General features: G+C 65.4%; 21 protein-coding genes. 16 read left to right on the top strand and 5 right to left on the bottom strand.

What is annotated here, in order from left to right:
* The first annotated feature begins 53 nt into the window (after nucleotides 1-53).
* The 3 genes from J3S28_RS11325 (at nucleotide 54) to J3S28_RS11315 (ending at nucleotide 3882) form a co-directional block, all read left to right on the top strand.
* A complete protein-coding gene (locus J3S28_RS11325; protein ID WP_207840536.1) occupies nucleotides 54-1487 on the top strand; it encodes an aldehyde dehydrogenase family protein in 1434 nt (477 codons plus the stop codon).
* Between the two features lie 148 nt (nucleotides 1488-1635).
* The gene (locus J3S28_RS11320; protein ID WP_307797039.1) at nucleotides 1636-2622 is read left to right on the top strand and encodes a ribose-phosphate diphosphokinase; all 987 of its coding nucleotides are present in this window, start codon (nucleotides 1636-1638) and stop codon (nucleotides 2620-2622) included.
* 81 nt (nucleotides 2623-2703) lie between these two features.
* Complete coding sequence (locus J3S28_RS11315; RefSeq protein WP_207840534.1) at nucleotides 2704-3882, top strand: acyl-CoA dehydrogenase family protein; 1179 nt, start codon at nucleotides 2704-2706, stop codon at nucleotides 3880-3882.
* Between the two features lie 25 nt (nucleotides 3883-3907).
* Here J3S28_RS11315 and J3S28_RS11310 read toward each other — a convergent pair whose 3' ends face one another.
* Entirely contained in the window at nucleotides 3908-4408 is a 501-nt protein-coding gene (locus J3S28_RS11310) for a MarR family winged helix-turn-helix transcriptional regulator (RefSeq protein ID WP_207840532.1), read from the bottom strand.
* Nucleotides 4409-4551: 143 nt separating this feature from the next.
* On the opposite strand from J3S28_RS11310, the gene J3S28_RS11305 reads away from it, so the two are divergent.
* From J3S28_RS11305 to J3S28_RS11280, 6 genes are all read left to right on the top strand, one after another.
* Entirely contained in the window at nucleotides 4552-5439 is an 888-nt protein-coding gene (locus J3S28_RS11305) for an AurF N-oxygenase family protein (RefSeq protein WP_207840530.1), read from the top strand.
* Complete coding sequence (locus tag J3S28_RS11300) at nucleotides 5436-6206, top strand: DUF4873 domain-containing protein (protein WP_207840528.1); 771 nt, start codon at nucleotides 5436-5438, stop codon at nucleotides 6204-6206. The genes J3S28_RS11305 and J3S28_RS11300 overlap by 4 nt, the downstream gene beginning before the upstream one ends.
* Nucleotides 6207-6325: 119 nt before the next feature.
* A complete protein-coding gene (locus tag J3S28_RS11295; RefSeq protein WP_084893604.1) occupies nucleotides 6326-6523 on the top strand; it encodes a hypothetical protein in 198 nt (65 codons plus the stop codon).
* A 15-nt stretch (nucleotides 6524-6538) separates the two neighbouring features.
* Nucleotides 6539-6907: an RNA-binding S4 domain-containing protein gene (locus J3S28_RS11290; RefSeq protein WP_084837442.1), complete on the top strand. Its 369-nt coding sequence runs from the start codon at nucleotides 6539-6541 to the stop codon at nucleotides 6905-6907.
* 59 nt (nucleotides 6908-6966) lie between these two features.
* Complete coding sequence (locus J3S28_RS11285) at nucleotides 6967-7530, top strand: DUF3558 domain-containing protein (protein ID WP_307797038.1); 564 nt, start codon at nucleotides 6967-6969, stop codon at nucleotides 7528-7530.
* Nucleotides 7530-8081 (top strand): DUF3558 domain-containing protein, encoded by a 552-nt coding sequence (locus J3S28_RS11280; RefSeq protein ID WP_207840526.1) that lies wholly within the window; start codon nucleotides 7530-7532, stop codon nucleotides 8079-8081. The genes J3S28_RS11285 and J3S28_RS11280 overlap by 1 nt, the downstream gene beginning before the upstream one ends.
* A 493-nt stretch (nucleotides 8082-8574) precedes the next feature.
* Here the strand turns inward: J3S28_RS11280 and J3S28_RS11275 are convergent, their stop codons facing one another.
* A complete protein-coding gene (locus tag J3S28_RS11275; protein ID WP_207840524.1) occupies nucleotides 8575-9387 on the bottom strand; it encodes an acyl-[acyl-carrier-protein] thioesterase in 813 nt (270 codons plus the stop codon).
* A 310-nt stretch (nucleotides 9388-9697) separates the two neighbouring features.
* On the opposite strand from J3S28_RS11275, the gene J3S28_RS11270 reads away from it, so the two are divergent.
* The 7 genes from J3S28_RS11270 to J3S28_RS11240 all read left to right on the top strand — a co-directional run bounded on the left by J3S28_RS11270 (nucleotide 9698) and on the right by J3S28_RS11240 (nucleotide 17756).
* The gene (locus J3S28_RS11270) at nucleotides 9698-11416 is read left to right on the top strand and encodes an FAD-dependent oxidoreductase (protein ID WP_207840522.1); all 1719 of its coding nucleotides are present in this window, start codon (nucleotides 9698-9700) and stop codon (nucleotides 11414-11416) included.
* Between the two features lie 107 nt (nucleotides 11417-11523).
* The gene (locus tag J3S28_RS11265) at nucleotides 11524-12825 is read left to right on the top strand and encodes a glycosyltransferase family 4 protein (RefSeq protein WP_207840520.1); all 1302 of its coding nucleotides are present in this window, start codon (nucleotides 11524-11526) and stop codon (nucleotides 12823-12825) included.
* Nucleotides 12812-13525, top strand: coding sequence for a class I SAM-dependent methyltransferase (locus J3S28_RS11260; protein ID WP_207840518.1), 714 nt, complete (start codon nucleotides 12812-12814; stop codon nucleotides 13523-13525). The genes J3S28_RS11265 and J3S28_RS11260 overlap by 14 nt, the downstream gene beginning before the upstream one ends.
* Before the next feature lie 3 nt (nucleotides 13526-13528).
* Complete coding sequence (locus tag J3S28_RS11255) at nucleotides 13529-14611, top strand: prenyltransferase (protein WP_207840516.1); 1083 nt, start codon at nucleotides 13529-13531, stop codon at nucleotides 14609-14611.
* Between the two features lie 79 nt (nucleotides 14612-14690).
* Entirely contained in the window at nucleotides 14691-15551 is an 861-nt protein-coding gene (locus J3S28_RS11250; RefSeq protein ID WP_207840514.1) for an LLM class F420-dependent oxidoreductase, read from the top strand.
* Between the two features lie 55 nt (nucleotides 15552-15606).
* Entirely contained in the window at nucleotides 15607-16704 is a 1098-nt protein-coding gene (locus J3S28_RS11245) for a TIGR03857 family LLM class F420-dependent oxidoreductase (protein WP_207840512.1), read from the top strand.
* Nucleotides 16701-17756 (top strand): phosphotransferase family protein, encoded by a 1056-nt coding sequence (locus tag J3S28_RS11240; protein ID WP_207840510.1) that lies wholly within the window; start codon nucleotides 16701-16703, stop codon nucleotides 17754-17756. The genes J3S28_RS11245 and J3S28_RS11240 overlap by 4 nt, the downstream gene beginning before the upstream one ends.
* Before the next feature lies 1 nt (nucleotide 17757).
* Here the strand turns inward: J3S28_RS11240 and J3S28_RS11235 are convergent, their stop codons facing one another.
* From J3S28_RS11235 to J3S28_RS11225, 3 genes are all read right to left on the bottom strand, one after another.
* Nucleotides 17758-18576: a mycofactocin-coupled SDR family oxidoreductase gene (locus tag J3S28_RS11235; RefSeq protein ID WP_207840508.1), complete on the bottom strand. Its 819-nt coding sequence runs from the start codon at nucleotides 18574-18576 to the stop codon at nucleotides 17758-17760.
* Between the two features lie 160 nt (nucleotides 18577-18736).
* Nucleotides 18737-19591: an SDR family oxidoreductase gene (locus J3S28_RS11230; protein WP_207840506.1), complete on the bottom strand. Its 855-nt coding sequence runs from the start codon at nucleotides 19589-19591 to the stop codon at nucleotides 18737-18739.
* 43 nt (nucleotides 19592-19634) lie between these two features.
* Complete coding sequence (locus J3S28_RS11225) at nucleotides 19635-20222, bottom strand: TetR/AcrR family transcriptional regulator (protein ID WP_207840825.1); 588 nt, start codon at nucleotides 20220-20222, stop codon at nucleotides 19635-19637.
* Nucleotides 20223-20228 lie beyond the last annotated feature (6 nt).

Genomic DNA, 20228 nt, shown 5'->3' with positions numbered 1-20228 from the left:
GCTGTCGCTGGTAGACATCAAGAGTAAGCGCAACGCTTCGCGAGGAGAGAAAAATGGCATCACCGAACACCCAGAAGTTCTACATCGACGGCGAGTGGGTGGATCCTGTTTCTTCCGCCACCCTCGACGTCATCAACCCGGCCACCGAGGCGAGTATCGCGACCATCGCCCTCGGCGACGAGAAGGATGTCGACCGCGCGGTCACCGCCGCCCGCAAAGCCTTCGACAGCTTCGCCGCGACCACCCGGGAAGAGCGGATTGCGCTGCTGGAACGGGTGATCGAGGTGTACCAGACCCGCCTCGGCGACCTGGCCGAAGCAGTCAGCTCCGAAATGGGCGCACCGGTCGGCCTGGCATCTGCAGCGCAGGCCCCCGCCGGACTCGGGCACTTCCTCAACACCCTCGAGGCCCTCAAGAACTTCGAGTTCGAAGAGACCATCGGCTCGACCACCGTTGTTTACGAGCCCGTCGGGGTCTGCGCGTTCATCACACCCTGGAACTGGCCGCTCAATCAGATCGGCGCGAAGGTGGCCCCGGCGCTCGCATCGGGCTGCACGATGGTGCTCAAGCCGTCGGAGATCGCGCCGCTGAACGCGCTCGTGTTCGCGGAGATCCTGCATGAGGCCGGCGTGCCCGCAGGCGTGTTCAACCTCGTCAACGGCGACGGCCCCACCGTCGGCGCGGCGTTGTCGACGCACCCCGAGGTCGACATGGTCTCCTTCACCGGTTCGACCCGCGCAGGCATCGAGGTCGCCAAGAACGCGGCTCCGACCGTCAAGCGGGTTGCCCAGGAACTCGGCGGCAAATCGGCCAACATCATCCTCGACGACGACGGGTTCTCGGACGCTGTGGCTCGCGACGTCGCTGCCATGGTGGTTAACTCGGGCCAGTCCTGCAATGCCGGTTCGCGCATCCTGGTGCCGGCAGCGCGGATGAACGAAGCGGCTGAGATCGCCGAGAAGACCACGGAGCAGATCGTCGTCGGCTCGCCAGAGGATTCGGGAACCCACGTGGGGCCGGTTGTCTCCGAGGCACAGTTCAACAAGATCCAGCGCCTGATCCAGACCGGGATCGACGAGGGCGCGGCCGTTGCCGCCGGTGGTGTCGGGCGTCCGGACGGTGTGGACGTGGGGTACTTCGTCAAGCCGACCGTGTTCGCCGACGTCACCAACGACATGACCATTGCCCGCGAGGAGATCTTCGGGCCGGTAATGGTCCTCATCGGCTACGAGGACGAAGAAGATGCGGTCCGCATCGCGAACGACACGAACTACGGACTGTCCGGGTACGTGTCGTCGGCGGATCCCGAAAAGGCCCGCAAGGTGGCCCGGCGGTTGCGGACCGGAAACGTCCACATCAACGGCGCCCCGATCGCGTTCGACTCCCCGTTCGGTGGATACAAGCAGTCCGGTAACGGACGCGAGTTCGGCAAGTTCGGCCTGGATGAATTCCTCGAGGCCAAGGCGATCTTCGGTGACAACGCCTGAGCTGAAGGTCTGATCTATCCGGATGTGAGGCCGGGTGGTCCGCTGCGGACCACCCGGCTTCGCGCCGCCAGCACATCAAGAGGATGATTTGCGGCGCAAGCTTCACTCCAGAGCTCGAACATCCAAGGCAGCAGGGACGGCTAACACGGTGGCAACCACGAGTACGCGGGCCGGCAACGACAAGAAACTGATGCTGTTCTCGGGCCGGGGACATCCCGAGCTCGCTCGGCAGGTGGCCGCGGAACTGGATATCGAGGTGACCCCGCAGACGGCCCGGGATTTCGCGAACGGTGAGATCTTCGTCCGTTTCGAGGAATCGGTGCGCGGCTCCGATGCATTCGTGCTGCAGAGCCATCCGCAGCCGCTGAACACCTGGCTGATGGAACAGCTGATCATGATCGACGCCCTCAAACGGGGCTCCGCCAAACGCATCACGGCTGTCTTGCCGTTCTACCCCTACGCCCGCCAGGACAAGAAGCACCGGGGTCGCGAGCCGATCTCGGCCCGGCTGATCGCCGATCTGCTCAAGACCGCGGGTGCGGACCGGCTCATCACCGTCGACCTGCACACCGATCAGATCCAGGGTTTCTTCGACGGTCCTGTCGACCACATGCACGCGGACCGCACGCTGACCGAGTACATCGGAGCGAAGTACGACCTGCAGCGCATCACGGTGGTCTCGCCCGACTCGGGCCGGGTCCGATCGGCTGAGAAGTGGGCCGACTCGTTCGGCGGCAGGCCGCTGGCGTTCATCCACAAGACCCGCGATCCGCTGGTGCCGAATCAGGTGAAGGCGAACCGCGTCGTGGGCGACGTCGATGGGCAGACCTGCATCCTCATCGACGACATGATCGACACCGGCGGCACCATCGCAGGTGCGGTGCGGGTTCTCAAGGAAGCAGGAGCGGGGGACGTGGTGATCGCCGCGACCCACGGCATCCTGTCCGACCCGGCGACTGCGCGGCTGGCCGAGTGCGGCGCCAAAGAGGTCGTGGTCACCAACACCTTGCCGATCGACGACCTCAAGCGTTTCGACACCCTCACCGTGCTGTCCATCGCTCCACTGCTCGCGCGCACCATCCGGGAAGTCTTCGAGAACGGGTCGGTGACCTCGCTGTTCGACGGGCACGCGTAGCGCGCGTTCCAATTCTTTCCGACATGGACGGTCATCCAGTAAGGTAGAACGTGTTCTAGTTTTCCGTTCTAAGGAGCCGCAATGGGCGAGGTACTCGACCGTATCGAAGAGCACGCGGAAGAAATCCGTGCTGCCGGCGTCGAAGGCGACGAACTGATGCGGTTGCCGGACACCTCGGCGCAGCGACTCCGCGAAGCGGGCGTCATCCGGCTCCTGCAGCCGGTCGAGCACGGCGGGCTGGCAGCGCATCCCCGGGAGTTCGCCGAGACCGTGATGGGCGTCGCCGCGATGGACGGCGCCGCCGGCTGGGTCTCGGGCATCGTCGGCGTGCACCCGTGGGAGCTGGCCTTCGCCGACCCGAAACTGCAGGACGAGATCTGGGGCGACGACCCGGACACCTGGCTGGCTTCTCCGTATGCACCGATGGGCGTGGCCAAGCCCGTGGACGGCGGGTACATCCTCAAGGGACGCTGGCAGTTCTCCTCGGGCACCGACCACTGCCGGTGGATCGTGCTCGGTGCGATCCTCGGCGACCAGCACGGCAAGCCGATCATGCCGCCGACCATCCTGCACGTGTTCCTGCCCCGGGCCGACTACACGATCGTCGACGATTCCTGGGACGTCGTCGGACTCCGCGGTACCGGTTCCAAAGACGTGATCGTCGACGGCGCGTTCATCCCTGACTACCGCACACTGGATTCGGCGGACGTCATGGACGGCAGCGCGCCGCGCAAAGCGGGCCGCACCGAGTCGACGTATTTGATGCCGTTCAGTTGCATGTTCCCTCTCGGCATCACCTCGGCGGTGATCGGTATCGCCGAGGGCGCCCTCGCGTGTCATATTGCCGCACAGAAGGATCGGGTCGCGATCACCGGACAGAAGATCAAAGAAGACCCGTACGTTCTCTACGCCATCGGTGAATCGGCCGCCGAGATCGCAGCGTCGCGGGCGGCGTTGCTCGAGACCGTCGACCGGTTCTACGACAAAACCGAAGCGGGCAAAGAGATCTCGTTCGACGAGCGCGCCATCGGTCGACGTACCCAAACCGCCGCCGCCTGGCGCGCGGTGCGGGCTGTCGACGAGATCTTCGCGAGGTCGGGTGGGGGAGCGCTGCATCGGAAGTTTCCGATGCAGAGGTTCTTTCGCGATGCGCACGCCGGTCTGGCGCACGCCATCCACGTCCCGGGTTCAATCTTCCACGCCTCTGCGCTCACCCAACTCGGCGGCGAGCCCGAAGGCATGATGCGTTCGATGATCTAGCGCGCTGCACGCACCACCTGTTCGATCAGATGTCGCCGGAGTGCTTGCGGACGGCATTGATCGACTTCACCAAGGCATTCGACTGGGACTCGGTCATGCCGACGTCCCCGAAGACCTCGGTGTTGAGTGCGATGGTCGCCTCGTCCACCGTGGTGCGGCCGGCGTCGGTGATCTCCACCAGCGTCGTCCGCCCGTCGGTCGGGTGCGGGACCCTGCGGACCAGGCCGGCTTCCTCCAGCCTGCGGATCGCGTGGGTCACCGACGTGACGTGCACCTGCAGACGATCGCTGGCCTTGGTGATGGGTAGCGCACCGCGTCGGCTGAAGGCCAGCAGTCGCAACAACTCGAAGCGGGAGAAGCTCAGCTCCCACGGCTTGAGGACGGCCTCGACCCGGGCGAGCAATATTTGGTGCACCCGCATCACCGACGTCACGGCCTGCATGCCTCCGGCCACGTCGCCCCAGCCGGCGTCTTCCCAGTTCTTCCGGGCTTCTGCGATCGGGTCGGGTCTGAACTCGCTGGACATCCCCCTATTGAACATCAGGAGTCGGGTGCGCCTGTGCTCTCCACGGCGCGAGCGGTGCGTCACCATCCGATGGAACAGTGATCATTGACACATTAGATAGCGGAGCCTAGCGTCAGGAGAACAAGCCTTCAGAAGGGGAACAGATGTCGGCACCAGCACGTGAGGCCATCGCAACCCGGTTGCTGGGCGGATCGGTCAAGAGATCGTATTCGCCCGTCGTCGACCTCGATTGGGACGCGCCTCTCGAAGAGGGCAAGTATTTTCTGCCGCCGCGCGTGTGCAGCCTGTACGGCACCGATCTGTGGAACGGGCTGACCGAGGAGCAGCGCATCGAGGTCTCCCGGCAGGAGATGGCAAACATCCTCTCCATCGGGATCTGGTTCGAAAATCTTCTCAACCGGGCTCTGCTGCAACGACTCATGACCGAGGACCCGGCGTCGGCGAGCAGTCACTACGCGCTCACGGAGATGGGTGATGAATGCAGGCACATGGTGATGTTCGGCCGGGCCATCGAACGCAGTGGCGCACGGCCGTATGGCATGTCGCTGCCCGAACGAATCATCATGTCGCTCTTACCCTTCGGCATGCGGGGTTCGTTGCTGTGGGTTGCGGCCCTGGTCGGGGAGGAGATCTTCGACGCACTGCAGCGCGAGATGCTCGACGATCCCCAGCTCCAGCCACTGGTGTCGCGACTGATGCGGATCCATGTCACCGAGGAGGCCAGGCACATCGGATTCGCCAGGGACGGCGTTGTCCGCAGGCGGCCGATTCGCGGACGGTGGGAATCGATGATCGCAGCAAATGTCCACGGTCTGAGCGCACTTCGATTCAAGTACCTGTTCACCAACCCGGCCATGTATGCCAGGGCGGGCCTGGACAAGCACGAGGCCACCAAGGCTGCCCGCAGTAATCCGAACTTCCACCGCATGCAGGTGCTGGGATTTTCGAGCCTGGGCAAATTCCTCGAAGACAACGGACTCATGAGCCGGTTCGCGCGCGGGCAGTGGCGGCGGGCGGGATTCCTGGAATGAGTTCGCTACGCGTTGGTGTGGTGGGTGGCGGCCCGGTGATCGACGCCATTCGGGCCCGATTACGTAAGTCGGCGCTGGATATCGAGGTCGCGGACGTCACATCCGTCGGACACTTCGACACCACTCTGGACCGCTGGGACGAGGCGGGCGTCCACGTACTGGTGACGTCGGACCCGCCGCCGTCCGAGAACTACCTGGGGGTGGCCGCACACCGGCACCCCAACCTCTTCTACGCCGGCGCGCCCACCTCGTGGCCCCGGGCGGTCGCGGGATACCTCGTGGCAGCCATCGAAGAACTCGCACTGGCCGGCGCGAGTCGGGTACAGGTGCGCCACCCGATCGAACGGTCCTGGCTCGGGTACGTCCGCGCCACCGGCGGCATCCGCAAACTGGCCCGCGAACTCAAACGATTCGACGCAGGCGACTTCGACTACACCAGCGCGGCGACACGGGATGACGACGTCTACGACGGCCCGGTGGCGATCGAGCACGACGATGAGGTGATCACCACGCGCATGCGGGTCCAAGGCTACTTCGACCCGCTCGACGGACACTTCCACTGGGCCGGAATCGCTTTCGGGGACCAGGTGCGCGATCTCAAAGACAAGCGCGTGACCGCGGTCGAGGTCGCCGTCGCCGATGGTGACCCGGTGCCTGCGCGGCTGACGGACATCACTCCCTGGGGAACCGTCCGCATCACCGGCGTGGGCAGGCCCCCCTACCCGTTGGACGACATCCACATCCTCATCCCGGCTCCATCTCCGTAGACTGGTCGAGCTCCGCCTCCGGCTTCGTCTCCGGTGATCTGGTCGAGCTCCGCCTCCGGCTTCGTCTCCGTAGACTGGCGGTGGTGGCCCGAACCGGTCACACCGGTCCAGGAGGAATCATGGCCAAAGAAATCAACAGAGCCCGCACCGATGCAGTGAAACAGACGGTCGCAGCGCATCCCGGAATGGTTGCGTTCGCACTGGCGCCTGCTGTTGTCGTATTCGGTGTCCTGTGGCTCGTCACCAACTTCTGGCTCGCGCTGCTCGTCGGCCTGGTCGTCGGCGGCGGTGCCGCCTGGACTCTGCTGCGCCGTTAGTGGCCTCGCGCGTACATGGCTGAACCCTCTGCACGAGTCGACAGCTGGATCTGGTCTGTCCGGCTCCTGAAGACCCGTTCCGCCGCTGCGTCTGCATGCCGCGGCGGTCACGTGAAGGTGAACGGGACACCCGCCAAACCCGCTCAGCACGTGGCCATCGGCGACGAGATCCGCCTCCGGGTAGGCGGCCGTGACCGCATCGTCGAAGTCGCCCGCGTCGTGGCCAAGAGAGTGGGGCCTGCAGTCGCCGCGGAATGTCTCATCGACCGCAGCCCGCCGCCACCGCCAAAGGAAGTGCTGGCCGCCCTGCCGCTCCGCGACCGCGGAGCCGGCAGACCCACCAAACGCGAGCGGCGGGACACCGATCGGCTTCGTGGGCGGTGAGACCTGGCACTTCGGGAAGCACCCGAAAGTGCCAGTCGGGCTTCTCTACACTGCAACGTGTGAACACCTCGGCGGGTAAGAGATGGCTCGGATCGCTGGCCGTCCTGGTCGCCGTCGTCCTGGCGCTTGCAGGATGCTCGGACAACGATTCCGATGATGCGGGGCCTGCCGCGACCACGGAGGCGGCTCCAGGTAAAGCGGGCGACGGCCCGTTTTTCGGGGAATGCGGGGGAGTCACCGTCGAGGACGTCGCCAGGGTGAGCAAAATCCCCGGGCTCACCAATACGGTCAACAATCCGTCTGTGTGCGAGTGGGTTACCGCGCAGGAACAGCTGGGACCGCAGCTCTCGTTCAACTGGTACCGCGGCAGCCCGATCGGGCGTGAGCGGGCCACCATCCAGCTCTCCCGCGACAACGTCGAAGACGTCACCATCGACGGCCATGCGGGCTTCATCGGGTCGAGCGAGGGCATCTGCGAGATCGGCATCGCCTTCGGCGCCGACTTCTTCGAATGGTCGGTGTCGTACGGCCTCGCCGTGGAAGGTGTACCGACACCGTCCGTCGCAGAGATCTGCGCCACCGCCAAGACCCTTGCCACGCAGTCGATCGAGAAGGCGAAATGATGCGCCGCAGAGTTGCGGGCACGGTGCTCGCGATGCTCGCTGTCCTCACCCTGCTGGGTGGGTGCACTCGCGCGGTCGACGGTGACGCCACCTCGATCGGCGGCGGCGACGGATCCTCGGACGGCAACGTCGACACCGACCGCTACGACGGCCTCCTGTACGAGTGCGAGATGTTGCAACCCGCCGTGATCGCGAAGACCGTCGGCGGGACGATCGCCGAGCCGGGGTTCTACGGGGCGATCTGCCGGTGGGTGGTCAACGGTCCGGCCATCACCGACGTGACCTTCAACTGGTTCGAGTGGGGCGACATCGAAGTCGAGAAGAGCACGGCCAAAGAACTCGGCTACACCACCGAGAACATCAAGGTCGCCAGCGTCACGGCGTTCACCCAGCGCAATCCTGCCCGCCCGGCGTCGTGTGGTGTGACTGCGCGATCACCCGATCGCGGCGTCTACACCTGGTGGGTCGAGCCGCGGACAGCAACGCCGATCGGCGATCCCTGCGCGGCCCCCACGAGGCTGATGGAACTGTTGCTGGGCGGCGGCCAGTAGGGGTTGAGTTACTGCTCGCGCCGTTGCTGTGAGGAGTATCGAGTTCGGCTCGCCAGCTGTGCTTTCTGCTCGCTACGCTCGCGGGGCAGGCGGCCGCCATCGCGTCGTCTTCCTTCCTCCTCGCATCGCTTCGCTCGCTCCTCGTCTGTCCAGACGACGCGGGCCGCCTGCCGGGCGGTGCGAGTTCGCCTTGCTCACCGCCCTGAGGCGGGGTTCCGTCGAGCGGGCCGATCCGACCGTCGAGCGGGCCGATCCGACCGTCGACCGTGCCGATACCGCCGTCGAGCGGGCCGAAACTGCCGTCGAGCGGGCCGAACTGCCGTTGACCGGGCCTTTATGTCCGTCGAGCGGGCCGAAACTGCCGTTGACCGGGCCTTTATGTCCGTCGAGCGGGCCCTTCCCGCCGGCACGGGCCCACTCGATGTCTGGAGGGGCACGCTCGGCGCACGAAAGGGCACGTTCGGCGACTGGAAGGGCCCGGTCGGCGAGTTGGTCAGGCGGGGGGACGCTTGGTGATCGTGACCGTCGCGGCGACCTTGTCTTCGACTATCAGCCACATGCGTAGCTGATCGCTGACCCGTTCCCGCTTGATGGTCACCGTCGACTCGGGGGCGATGGCACGCAGATACTCGATGACGGCGCGGTGCGGCCCCTCGACGAGATCGGGATGGTCGAGCAGCTCATCCTCGACCGCTGCCCAGTAGGCGGCATTGTTGAGGTGTTTGAACGGATCGAAATCGGTCGCGCGCAGGACGTGGTTCCGATCGGAATCCGTCGTCTCGGGTGCGGGGGCGGTGTTCATCGATTTCCATTTGAGCCGGTGCTCCTGCGCGCTCTGGCTGAGGAGGTCGAACGCGTTGTCGCTCAGACGGGTCGGAAGGCCCTTGTCGTTGACGTTGATCCAGAAGGCCTCGGTTTCGATGAGGCCGTCCTCGCGTGGTTCCGGATTGAACCGGTTGGTCTGGTGGGTCGAGGTGACCCGCACGCGCATGTTCGTCCACCGCGTCGAGAGTGCACCGCACCAGCGTTGCAGCGTCACGTCGCCGGGCCAGGAGATCGGCCTGATGACATCGATGACGGTGCGGCGGACGATCCAGTACGGATCGCTGGTGTGGAACTCGGTCGCTTCGATGTTGTCGTTCGCGATGTCTTGCAGGTAACGGCTCAGTCCGTCCAGACGCAGTCGCATCTCCTGGTCGATGTCGCCGGTGCGGACGCGGTAATTGGCCTCGTAGAAGCGGGCCTGCTCGAGGCGTTCGGGCAGATCGATCGGGGTCAGAGCGTCGGTGGTCGGCTTGTCAGACATCAGCAGATCCTCTCATCCGGAGTACTGGATCGGGGTCGGACGCTCCTACAACACCCGGTGGCAGCATAGGTGGCTTCGCGCAGAGTGAGGTCTGCCACTACCGTTGTGGGACTGACGTCGAAGAGTGTCTCTGCGGTTGGGGTTGATCGAGGGTCTGGCGGCGTCTTACACATGGTGGCCTAATCTGGACACCAATCTGGACAAGTGACAACCCCGAACGGCTCAGCCCTTGGCCGTCGGGGAAAAATCGAGTAAAAATTGGAACACGTTCCAATTCCGGGACGACGAGGATAGTCGAGGTAGAGGCCGTATGGCGCACGTGATCACGCAGCCTTGCTGCAACGATGCCAGTTGCATCAGTGTCTGCCCGGTGAACTGTATTCATCCGACACCGGATGAGCCGGAGTTCATCAGCGCGGAGATGTTGTACATCGATCCGGACACCTGCATCGACTGTGGTGCCTGCATCGACGAGTGTCCGGTGGAGGCCATCTTCCCCGACGATTCACTCGACGAGGGGCAGGAGCGTTACCTGCAGATCAACGCGGATTACTACACCGACCACGACGTCTCGGGTGGTTTGGTGCCGCCGCGCAAGAAGCCGCCGCTGCCGGCAGGCAAGGAACTGCACGTGGCGATCGTGGGGGCCGGTCCTGCGGCCTTCTATGCCGCCGAGGAGTTGGTGAAGCACTCCGCGATCCGGGTCGACATGTTCGACCGGCTCCCGACGCCGTACGGGCTCGTACGGGCGGGTGTGGCTCCCGATCATCCATCGACCAAGGGCGTGGAGAAGACGTTCGCTGCCACCGCTGCCAAGCGGACGTTCGAGTACTTCCTGAACGTAGAGATCGGCAAGCACATCAATCACGACGAGCTGCTGGACCATTACGGCGCGGTCATCTACGCCCACGGTGCGTCGTCCGACAAACACCTCGGCATCGATGGTGAGGACCTGCCGGGATCGATTGCCGCCACCGACTTCGTCGCCTGGTACAACGGCCATCCCGACTACGCGGATCGCGATTTCGACCTGTCCGCTGAGCGTGCGGTGGTGGTCGGCAACGGCAACGTGGCGCTCGACGTCGCCCGCATCCTGCTCGACGATCCCGACCGTCTGGGCAAGACCGACATCGCCGACCATGCTCTCGACAAGCTGCGATCGAGCAACATCAAGGAGGTGGTGCTGCTCGGCCGCCGCGGTATCGCGCAGGCTGCCTACACCAACTCCGAGTTCCTGGCGATGGGCGACCTCGCAGGGGTCGATGTCATCATCGATCCCGATGAGCTGGTCCTCGATGCGGCAAACCAGGAGGCGGAGGATTCGGGCACCCTGGATTCGACGATCGCGACGAAGGTCCGCATCGCGAAGGAGTTCGCCGAGCGCACCCCGACCGACGGCAACAAGCGGGCGGTGTTCCGGTATCTCGTCTCCCCGCTGGCCATCAAAGGGTCCGAAGAAGGAGTCGAGACGATCCGCTGTGTGCGCAACGAGTTCGTCGACGCGCCTGATGAAGCGGCCGACAATCCTGGCGACACCCCGCGGCCCTCGTCGGGCCGGGTGGCGATCAGGCCCACCGGCGAGGAATTCGATCTCCCTGCCGGTCTGGTGATGCGGGCAATCGGTTACACCGGTCTGCCACTGGACGGCCTGCCGTTCGACGGTGGTCAGGGTGTGGTTCCCAACGACGGTGGCCGGGTGCTGGATGCGAAAGACGGGGACCGGGTCGAGGGTGTCTACGTGACGGGCTGGATCAAGCGCGGCGCCACCGGCGGTATCGGGATGAACAGGTTGTGCGGCCAAGAGACGGCATTGGCCGTGATCGCGGACTTCACCGAAGGCAAACTCCCCGAACCGGCCAAGCCGCGTGAGCAGGTACCCGACCTGATCGCCGAACGCGGCGCCGGCCGCATCGCGGGCGATGGTTGGAAGAAGATCGACCTGGCCGAACGAACCGCGGGCAAAGAGGCGGGCCGTCGGCGGGTCAAACTGGTCAGCATCGAGGCGATGGAAGCCGCTGCGCGGGCCTGACCGCTGACCCGCGACGGCGGGCAGACGCGAGGGAGTTCGGCCGGACAGCGAGGACATCGCTGGGCGGATAAGGTTACGGCCACCCAAGGCCCGTACGAAAGGTCACAATGCGCATAGCTCTGCTGTCGTACCGAAGTAAGCCTCATTGCGGTGGACAGGGCGTTTATGTTCGTCACCTGTCGCGGGAGTTGGCTCTACTCGGTCATCAGGTCGAGGTGTTCTCCGGTCAGCCGTATCCCGATCTCGACGAGACGGCCGTCGCTGCCGGCGTCACGCTCACCAAGGTTCCGAGCCTGGATCTCTACAACGACGAGAACCCCTTCCGGACGCCGTGGCCGTGGGAGATCAAGAGCTGGATCGACGCGCTGGAGGTGCTGACGATGTGGACGGCGGGCTTTCCGGAGCCGCTGACCTTCAGCCTCCGTGCGGCGAAGCTTCTCAAAAAGCGCACCGCCGACTTCGACGTGGTGCACGACAACCAGTGCCTCGGTTACGGGTTGCTGCAGATCGAACGCGACGGCCTGCCGGTGGTCGCCACGATCCACCACCCGATCACCCGTGACCGCGAGCTCGCGGTGAAGGCCGCGAAGGGTCTGCACAAGATCACGGCGCGGCGTTGGCACAGTTTCCTGCGCATGCAGGGAAAGGTCGCCCGGAAGATCCCGCGGTTGCTCACCGTCTCGAAGAGCAGCGAAGTCGACATCCGGAAGGCGTTCGGCATCCCCGAGGGTCGCCTGACCACCATCCCGCTGGGCGTCAACACCGATCAGTTCCGGCCATCTGCGGAGCGGATTCCGGGCCGGATCGTCTGCGTCGCCAGTGCGGATGCACCGCTCAAGGGCGTCTCGTACCTTCTCGAGGCCGTCGCCAAGCTGCGCGCCGAGCGTCAGGTCGAGCTCGTGCTGGTGTCGAAGCTGGTCGCCGGCGGCCCGTCGGACACTCGAATCGACGAACTCTCGATCCGGGATTCGGTTCGGGTCGTCTCGGGTCTCGACGACGACGAACTCGCGGATCTGCTGGCGTCGGCCGAGGTCGCCTGCGTGCCGTCGCTGTACGAAGGGTTCTCGCTGCCCGCGGTCGAAGCGATGAGTTGCGGTACGCCGCTTGTCGCGACCCGGGCGGGGGCGATCCCTGAAGTTGTCGGCGAAGCGGAAGAGGCGGCGCTGCTGGTGCCGCCCATGGACTCGGGTGCGCTGGCCACGGCACTCGGCCGTCTGCTGGACGACGCGGAGCTGCGTGACCGGCTCGGGGCGGGCGGCCGCGAGCGGGTCGAGGCCCGGTACAGCTGGGCAGCCGTCGCAGCCAAGACCGCACAGAACTACCAAGAGGCGATCGATGAGTTCGCCGGTACGACCAAATTCGGACAGTCAGAAGATCTCGCCCCAGGAGGCAGCGTTGCTAACCGTTGATTTCGACCGGCTCGGCGTAAGTGCAGGAAGCAAGGTCATCGACATCGGCGCAGGCCAGGGTAGGCACTCGTTCGAGATGTTCCGTCGTGGTGCGGACGTGATCGCCTTCGACATGTCCGAGAGCGACATGGCCGACGTCGCGGAGATGTTCGACGCCATGATCGCCGAAGGTCAGGTGCCGGCATCGGCGAAAGCACGCGCGGAGGTGGGCGACGCGCTGCGCTTGCCCTACGGCGACGGTGAGTTCGACGTCGTGCTGATGTCGGAGATCCTGGAACACATCCCCGATGACACCGATGCCATCGCGGAGATGGCGCGCATCCTGGCCCCGGGCGGCGTCGCCGCCGTCACCGTGCCGCGCTACTGGCCGGAAAAGGTGTGCTGGACCTTCTCCGACGAGTATCACGCCAACGAAGGCGGCCACGTCCGCATCTACAAGGCGTCCGAGCTCGCCGACAAGCTCCGCAGCGCCGGACTCGAGGTGACCGGCACCGATCATGCCCACGCCCTGCACTCGCCGTATTGGTGGCTCAAATGCGCTGTGGGCGTGGAGAAGAACGACAACCCGCTGGTCAAGGCGTACCACAAGCTGCTGGTGTGGGACATGATGAGTGCGCCCAAGCTGACCAGGGTCGGTGAGCAGGTGCTCAACCCGGTGATCGGCAAGAGCGTCATCCTCTACCTGCACAAGCCGGCGTAGGCAATGGCGGCGATCCCCGAGCTCGATGATCTGATCACCGCAGACGAGACGCTGGCCACGGGCCGTGCGATCGCGGCGATGCAGGAACCCTCCGGTGCCATGCCCTGGTTCCCCGGCGGACAGACCGACCCGTGGGATCACATCGAGTCCGCAATGGCGCTCAGTGCCACCGGTCTGATCGCCGAGGCCGAGGCCGCGTACGAGTGGTCGCGGCGCGAGCAGCGGGAGGACGGGTCGTGGCCGATCCGCATGGTGGTCGGCGACATCGTCGATCCCAACACCGACAGCAACTTCTGCGCGTACATCGCGGTCGGGGTGTGGCACCACTACCTGATCACCTCGGACGTGCGGTTTCTGGAGAAGATGTGGCCGACGGTCTGCTCGGCGATCGACCTGGTGGTTTCCATGCAGGCGCCGGGCGGGCAGATCTACTGGGGCGCAACCTATCCGATGCCGGACCAGGCGTCGGGATCGTTCCCGGGGATATATCACTCGGCGCTGGTGACGGGCAATTCGAGTATCCATCAGGCGCTCGGATGCGCGGTCGCGATCGCGGCGGAGCTCGATCAACCGTGTGAGCAGTGGCGGCTCTCGTTGAGTCTGCTCGGCGATGCTCTGCGTAGTCGCCCGCACCTGTTCGAGCCGAAGTCCGAGTACTCGATGGACTGGTACTACCCCGTGCTGGGCGGCGCTATCCGAGGCCGCGCAGGGCAAGAACTCATCGCGCAGCGGTGGGACGATTTCGTCGTGACCGACCTCGGTATCCGCTGCGTCGATCATCGGCCGTGGGTCACCGGCGCCGAGACCTGCGAGTTGGTGCTGGCTCTCGACGCACTCGGTGACACCGCGGATGCCCTCGAGTTGCTCGGCGACATGCAGCACCTGCGGGACCCGGACGGCTCGTACTGGACCGGACTCGTCTTCGCCGACGGGAAGCGCTGGCCGGTCGAGAAGAGTTGCTGGACATCGGCGGCCGTCGTGCTCGCGGTCGACGCATTGAGCCGGACGACGCCGGGCAACGGCATCTTCAGGGACGCCGATCCGCAGGCCGAACTCTTCACCGGTAGAGAAATCCGCGCAATCTAGAACGTGTTACTGTTCTTCGACCTAGACTGGTGTCCAGTCACTGGTCCGTATCGGGCCGGTTGGAAGAGCAGGAGACACGATGGACTACGGAATCGTCCAATTCACGAGTGATCGCGGACTGGCGCCCTCGATCCTGGCCCCGCTGATCGAGCAGGCCGGATTCGACGCCTATTTCGTACCCGAGCACAGTCACATCCCGACCAAGCGGGACGCGGCGCACCCGCAGACCGGCGACTCGTCGCTGCCTGACGACCGCTACATGCGCACGCTCGATCCCTGGGTGTCGCTCAGCGGCGCAGCGGCGGTGACGTCTCGGATCAGGCTGGGGACCGCAGTCGCATTGCCGGTGCAGTCGGATCCGATCACCCTCGCGAAGGTCGTCGCCACGCTCGACCACCTCTCGGGAGGACGCGTCACACTCGGCGTCGGCTTCGGCTGGAACCTCGACGAACTGTCGGATCATCACGTGCCCCCGAAGCGCCGTCGGACGATGCTCCGCGAGTACATCGAGGCGATGACCGCGCTGTGGTCACAGGAAGAAGCCGAGTACGCAGGCGAGTTCGTGAACTTCGGGCCGAGCTGGGTGTGGCCCAAGACCGTGCAGCAGCCCGGTCCGCCGGTCTTGGTCGGCGCCGCGGGCAACGAGAAGAACTTCAAGTGGATCGCCCGCAGTGCAGCCGGTTGGATCACCACGCCGGGTGAGCAGGACATCGAGCAATCGGTGGTGCTGCTCAAGCAGATCTGGGCCGATGCGGGACGCGATGGCGAACCGCAGATCGTGGTCCTCGACTTCAAGCCCGTGCAGGAAAAGCTGGACCAGTGGCGTGAACTCGGAGTCACCACGGTGCTGTATGGCGTCCCCGACGACAGCGAGGAACGCGCAGGTGCTTACCTGACGAAGCTCGCCGGCAAATTGGGTCTGAGTCCGGCGACGGTGTGATCCCCCGACCGTGCGGCGGGGGAGCTGTCGGGGTCATCGCGACGAAGGAAGCGACATGACAGCTGACCTCCCCCCATTGCCTGAACTCGGTTGCTATGGGCTGGCGGGACATTCGAACAGCCCTCGCGACCTGGTGGACGAGGCCAGGCTGGCCGAGCAGTTGGGCATCGGGTCTGTCTTCCTGTCCGAGCGGTTCAACACCAAGGATGCGGGTGTGCTGGCGGGCGCCGTCGGGGCGGTGACCGACAGGATCGGGATCGCCTCGGCAGCAACCAATCACAACACCCGGCACCCGTTGGTCACCGCGACGATGGGCACCACGCTCCATCGCCTGACCGGCGGGCGATACGCACTCGGCCTCGGCCGCGGATTCGACATGCTCTTCGACGTGATGGGTCTGCCGCGGGTCACTTCGGCGCAGATCGAGGATGCCGTCGGTATCTACCGCGCTCTCTGGTCCGGTGGCAGTGTCGTCGGGCACGATGGCCCGGCAGGTGAGTACCCGTTCCTGATGCAAGACGCGTCCTTCGACGAGGACATCCCCATCATGATGGTCGCGATCGGTGAGAAGACGCTGGAACTCGCCGGCCGGATCGCCGACGGTGTTGTACTACATACGTTTTTCAGTGATGAGACCCTGTCGCGGTCGGTGCAGACGATTCGTCGCGCCGCGGAGGAAGCAGGACGCGACCCCGGGGCCGTACGCATCTGGTCCGTACTCGCCACAGTCGAGGATTCGATATCCGAAGAGCTGAGGATGCGAAAGCTGGTCGGCCGGATGGCCACGTATCTACAGGGGTACGGGCACGTGCTGGTGCAGGTGAACGGCTGGGACGCGGCAGATCTCGAGCGGTTCCGAGACGACGAGTTCGTCAAGAACTTCCCCGGCGCCTTCGACGCGATCGGAACGGTCGACGACCTCACCCGGGTGGCAGAGCTGCTGCCGGACCACTGGCTCGCCGCGTCGGCGACCGGGTCGGCAGCACAGTGCGCGAAACGTGTTGCCGACCAGTTCGACTGCGGCGCCGACGGAGTGATCCTGCACGGCGCCACCCCTGAGGAACTCGCGCCGGTGCTCGACGCCTGGCGAACTGTGCGGCCCTCCGGCCGCTTCGACCATCTGCCCGCCAATCCAGGAAGGACGGCATCATGACCGCACCCGTGGTCTCCTCGGTCGCCGAGCTCACCGCCGAGTGGCTCTCCGACACCCTGGGAAAAGATGTGGAGACCGTCACCGTCGAACAAATCGGAACAGGTCAGATCGGCACCTGTTTTCGGTTGGACCTCACCGGCGTGGACGAGCCGACTCGTATGCTTGCGAAATTACCCGCCGCCGATCCCGCAACACGCGAGATGCTCTCCGGCGTGTATCGGTCGGAGGTCAGGTTCTACAGCGAGATCGCGGCCACCGTCGCGATCAGGGTCCCGGAGTGCTACTACGCCGACATCTCCGACAGCGGAGCGGACTTCACTCTGCTCCTGCAGGACATGAGCCCGGCGGAACAGGGTGATCAGCTCGTCGGATGCACGGTGGCGCAGGCCCGGGACGCGGTGGAGAACTTGGCCGGTCTCCACGGACCGCGGTGGTGCGACCCCTCGCTACTCGAGATCGACGGCCTGGCGGTGAACGGACCCGAAGACGCCAAACTCCTCGCCGAGATGTACGGTCCCGCCACGGAGATCTTCATCGACGGCCTCGGTGATCTGATCGCCGACGAGGACCGGGCAACTCTGTGGAAATGCGTTGATGTGGCCGAGAACTGGGCGCTCGCGCGTTCCGGGAGGTTCGGCCTCGTCCACGGGGACTATCGTCTCGACAATCTGCTCTTCCCGCCGAACGGTGGACCGGGTGTGACCGCGATCGACTGGCAGACGCTGAGCCTGGCGCTCCCAGCTCGCGACCTGGCGTACTTCATCGGCACGAGTCTCTCACCCGCCGAGCGTCGCGAGAACGAACGGGAGCTGGTCGCGGGCTATCACCGCGCCCTGCAGACGCACGGTGCTCCCGACTACACCTTCGAGAACTGTTGGGAAGACTATTGTTTCGCGATGATCCAGGGCCCGCTCGTGTCGGTGTTCGGTTGCGCATACGGCGCGCGAACCGAACGTGGTGACAAGATGTTCGCGGCCATGGTCGCCCGATCATGTGCGGCCATTCGCGATGTCGGCACCATCGAGTTGGCAGGCTCTGCTCAGGCCGGGTGAGTCAGCGTGCGGCAAATCCCGCATCGACGGGCAGTGCCACGCCGGTGATGTACCGTCCCTCGTCGCTGACGAGGAAAGCGATCGCGTTCGAGATGTCTTCCGGCTCGACCCAGGGCACCGGAATCAGATTGCGCGTGGCCTCGATGGCCTCGGGGAACGCCTCGAAGATCTCTTCCATCAACTTGTTGCGGATCATCGGGGTGTTCACGCCGGTCGGGTGAATCGTATTAACCCGAATGTTGTGCGGTCCCAGCCAGTTCGCCCAGGTACGCATGAGCCCGACGAGTGCGTGCTTTGCCGCAACATACCCGGTGTTGCCCGGCGCTCCGACGCCGCCGGTGCCTTTGAGGCCCTGCGATGAACTCGTGAGCACTATCGATCCGGCGTTGGCCTGGATGAGGCTTCCGACTGTGGCCATGACCGTGTTGTAGACGCCGGTGAGGTTGACCCCGATGACGTCGTTCCACGGCGTCTCGACATCGGAGCCGTCCTCACCGAAGACGGAGATACCGGCATTGGCGAGGACGATGTTCACCTTGCCGAGCTGCGCTTCGCCCTCCTTGACCGCTGTCTTGAGGGCGGCCAGATCGCGAACGTCGGCCTGGGTGGCGATGATCCGGCGATCCAAAGCCTCCACCTGCCGCACGGTCTCGGCGAGTTCTTCGGGCGTGCCGAGGGGGTAGGGCACTGTCGCGATATCGGCACACAGATCGACGGCGATGATGTCCGCCCCCTCTTGCGCGAGCCTGATCGCATGGCTACGACCCTGACCGCGCGCCGCGCCGGTGATGAATGCGACTTTCCCGTCGAGCTTGCCCACGGCGATTTCTCCCCAGTTCGTTCGAGCGCAGAGCCGAGCGGCCCGCGGTCTTTTCGGATGAACCTGTCAGACAGAAAGTTTCGATCTGGACATCTGTCTGGACTCTTGAATGCACACTAGGGCACAGCGCTGCGCGTGTCCACCGCCCCGATGACGATGCTCAGACGCCCGCCATGCCGACCCGGCCGGAACGCAGCCCGGCGACCACCCCGCCGTCGACCAATAGGTCGGTGCCGGTGATGAAACTCGACTTGCTGTTGTCCAGCAGGAATTCGGCGGCAGCGGCGACGTCTTCGGCGGTGCCGAAGCGCCCGGCGGCCGAGTCTCGGATCATCGCTTCGTAGGCCTGGTGGGCGAAGTCGGCGTTGAACTCCTCCCAGCCCATCGCGGTGGCCACCACCCCCGGGCTCACGCTGTTGACCCGTGCGCCTCGGTCGCCCCACAAAGGCGCCGCGGTCTGTACCCGGAGTTGATTCCCTCGTTTGCAGTACCCGTAGGTCAGGGCCCTGGCGAGGTCATCCGGCACATCCGGCATGTCGAAGATCGCCGCACCGGCCAGTTCGTCGGGGGTACCGCCGCTGAGCAACGCGGCAGCGGCCTGGTCGACCGCCGCTCCGAGGATGTGGCCTGCCACGCTCGCGATGTACACCCCGGCACCGCCCGGGGCGATCACGGAACCGAACACCTCGAGCGAGAGCGCGGTGCCCACGAGGTCGACGTCGACGATCTGCTGTGCGGGGGCCTGAGCGGGGGAGACGCCTGCAGTGTGCACGACGGACGTGATGTCACCGAGCTCGCCTGCTGTTGCCGCCAGGGCGCTCAGAGAGTCTCGGCAGACGACATCAACCCGTTGTGCGTGAACGTCGTAGCCGCTGTGTCGCAGCTGCTCTCGCAGGCTCTCGACCCGTTCGGCATCGTGGTCGGCGATGAGCGTCGGCCTGCCGGAGCCGAGACGGCGCGCGATCGCCTCTCCCATACCGCCGACACCGATGACCACCAGGACGGATCCGGTCATTACTCACCTCTCGCCGGCCGCCGAATGTAGGGCGGTTCGAAAACTATTGTCCGGGTGCGGATTGCAGCCCGGGTAGAACGTAACGTCTGATGTGGCGGAGCACTGCGGTTTGATCATCTGGGTCCAACGTATCGCCGGGAACCGTTGCCAGGCTGATGAGCACGCGAGCCACCCATTCCGACACCTCGGCGGTGTCGACGTCCGGATGGATCTCCTCGCGCGCCCGGGCTTCGACCACGTACGGATGCCAGAATGCTGCGAGGTCCGGTACGAGCCCCTGGACACCTGCCCCGGCGCAGGCAGCGAACTCGTCCGGCTCGGTGGTCCGGAGCTTCATCAGGAGTGCGCCGGGCTCGTCGTAGGCGGTGCGACCGATGGCGACACCGGCGGCGAGCTGGGCCTCGAGGGTGTCGAACTCGGCGAGCGCGGCATGCGATCCGGCCCAGAAGGCCTCGTTCAGCCGGACTATCGCCGCGCCGAGCAGGGTTGCCTTGTCCGGGAAGTGCCGGTACAGCCAAGCGCGCGACACCCCGGCGGCCTCGGCCACCTCGAGGACGGTGGTGGCCCGGATTCCCTTGACGCCAAGGCATTGTTCGGCGGCATCGAGCAACCGGTCCTGCACAGATGCCATGTCGGC

Source organism: Williamsia soli, from assembly GCF_017377795.1.
GTDB classification, from domain to species: domain Bacteria; phylum Actinomycetota; class Actinomycetes; order Mycobacteriales; family Mycobacteriaceae; genus Williamsia; species Williamsia soli.
The sequence above is the reverse complement of the archived record's forward strand: the minus strand, read 5'-3'. Positions and strand labels throughout refer to the sequence as shown.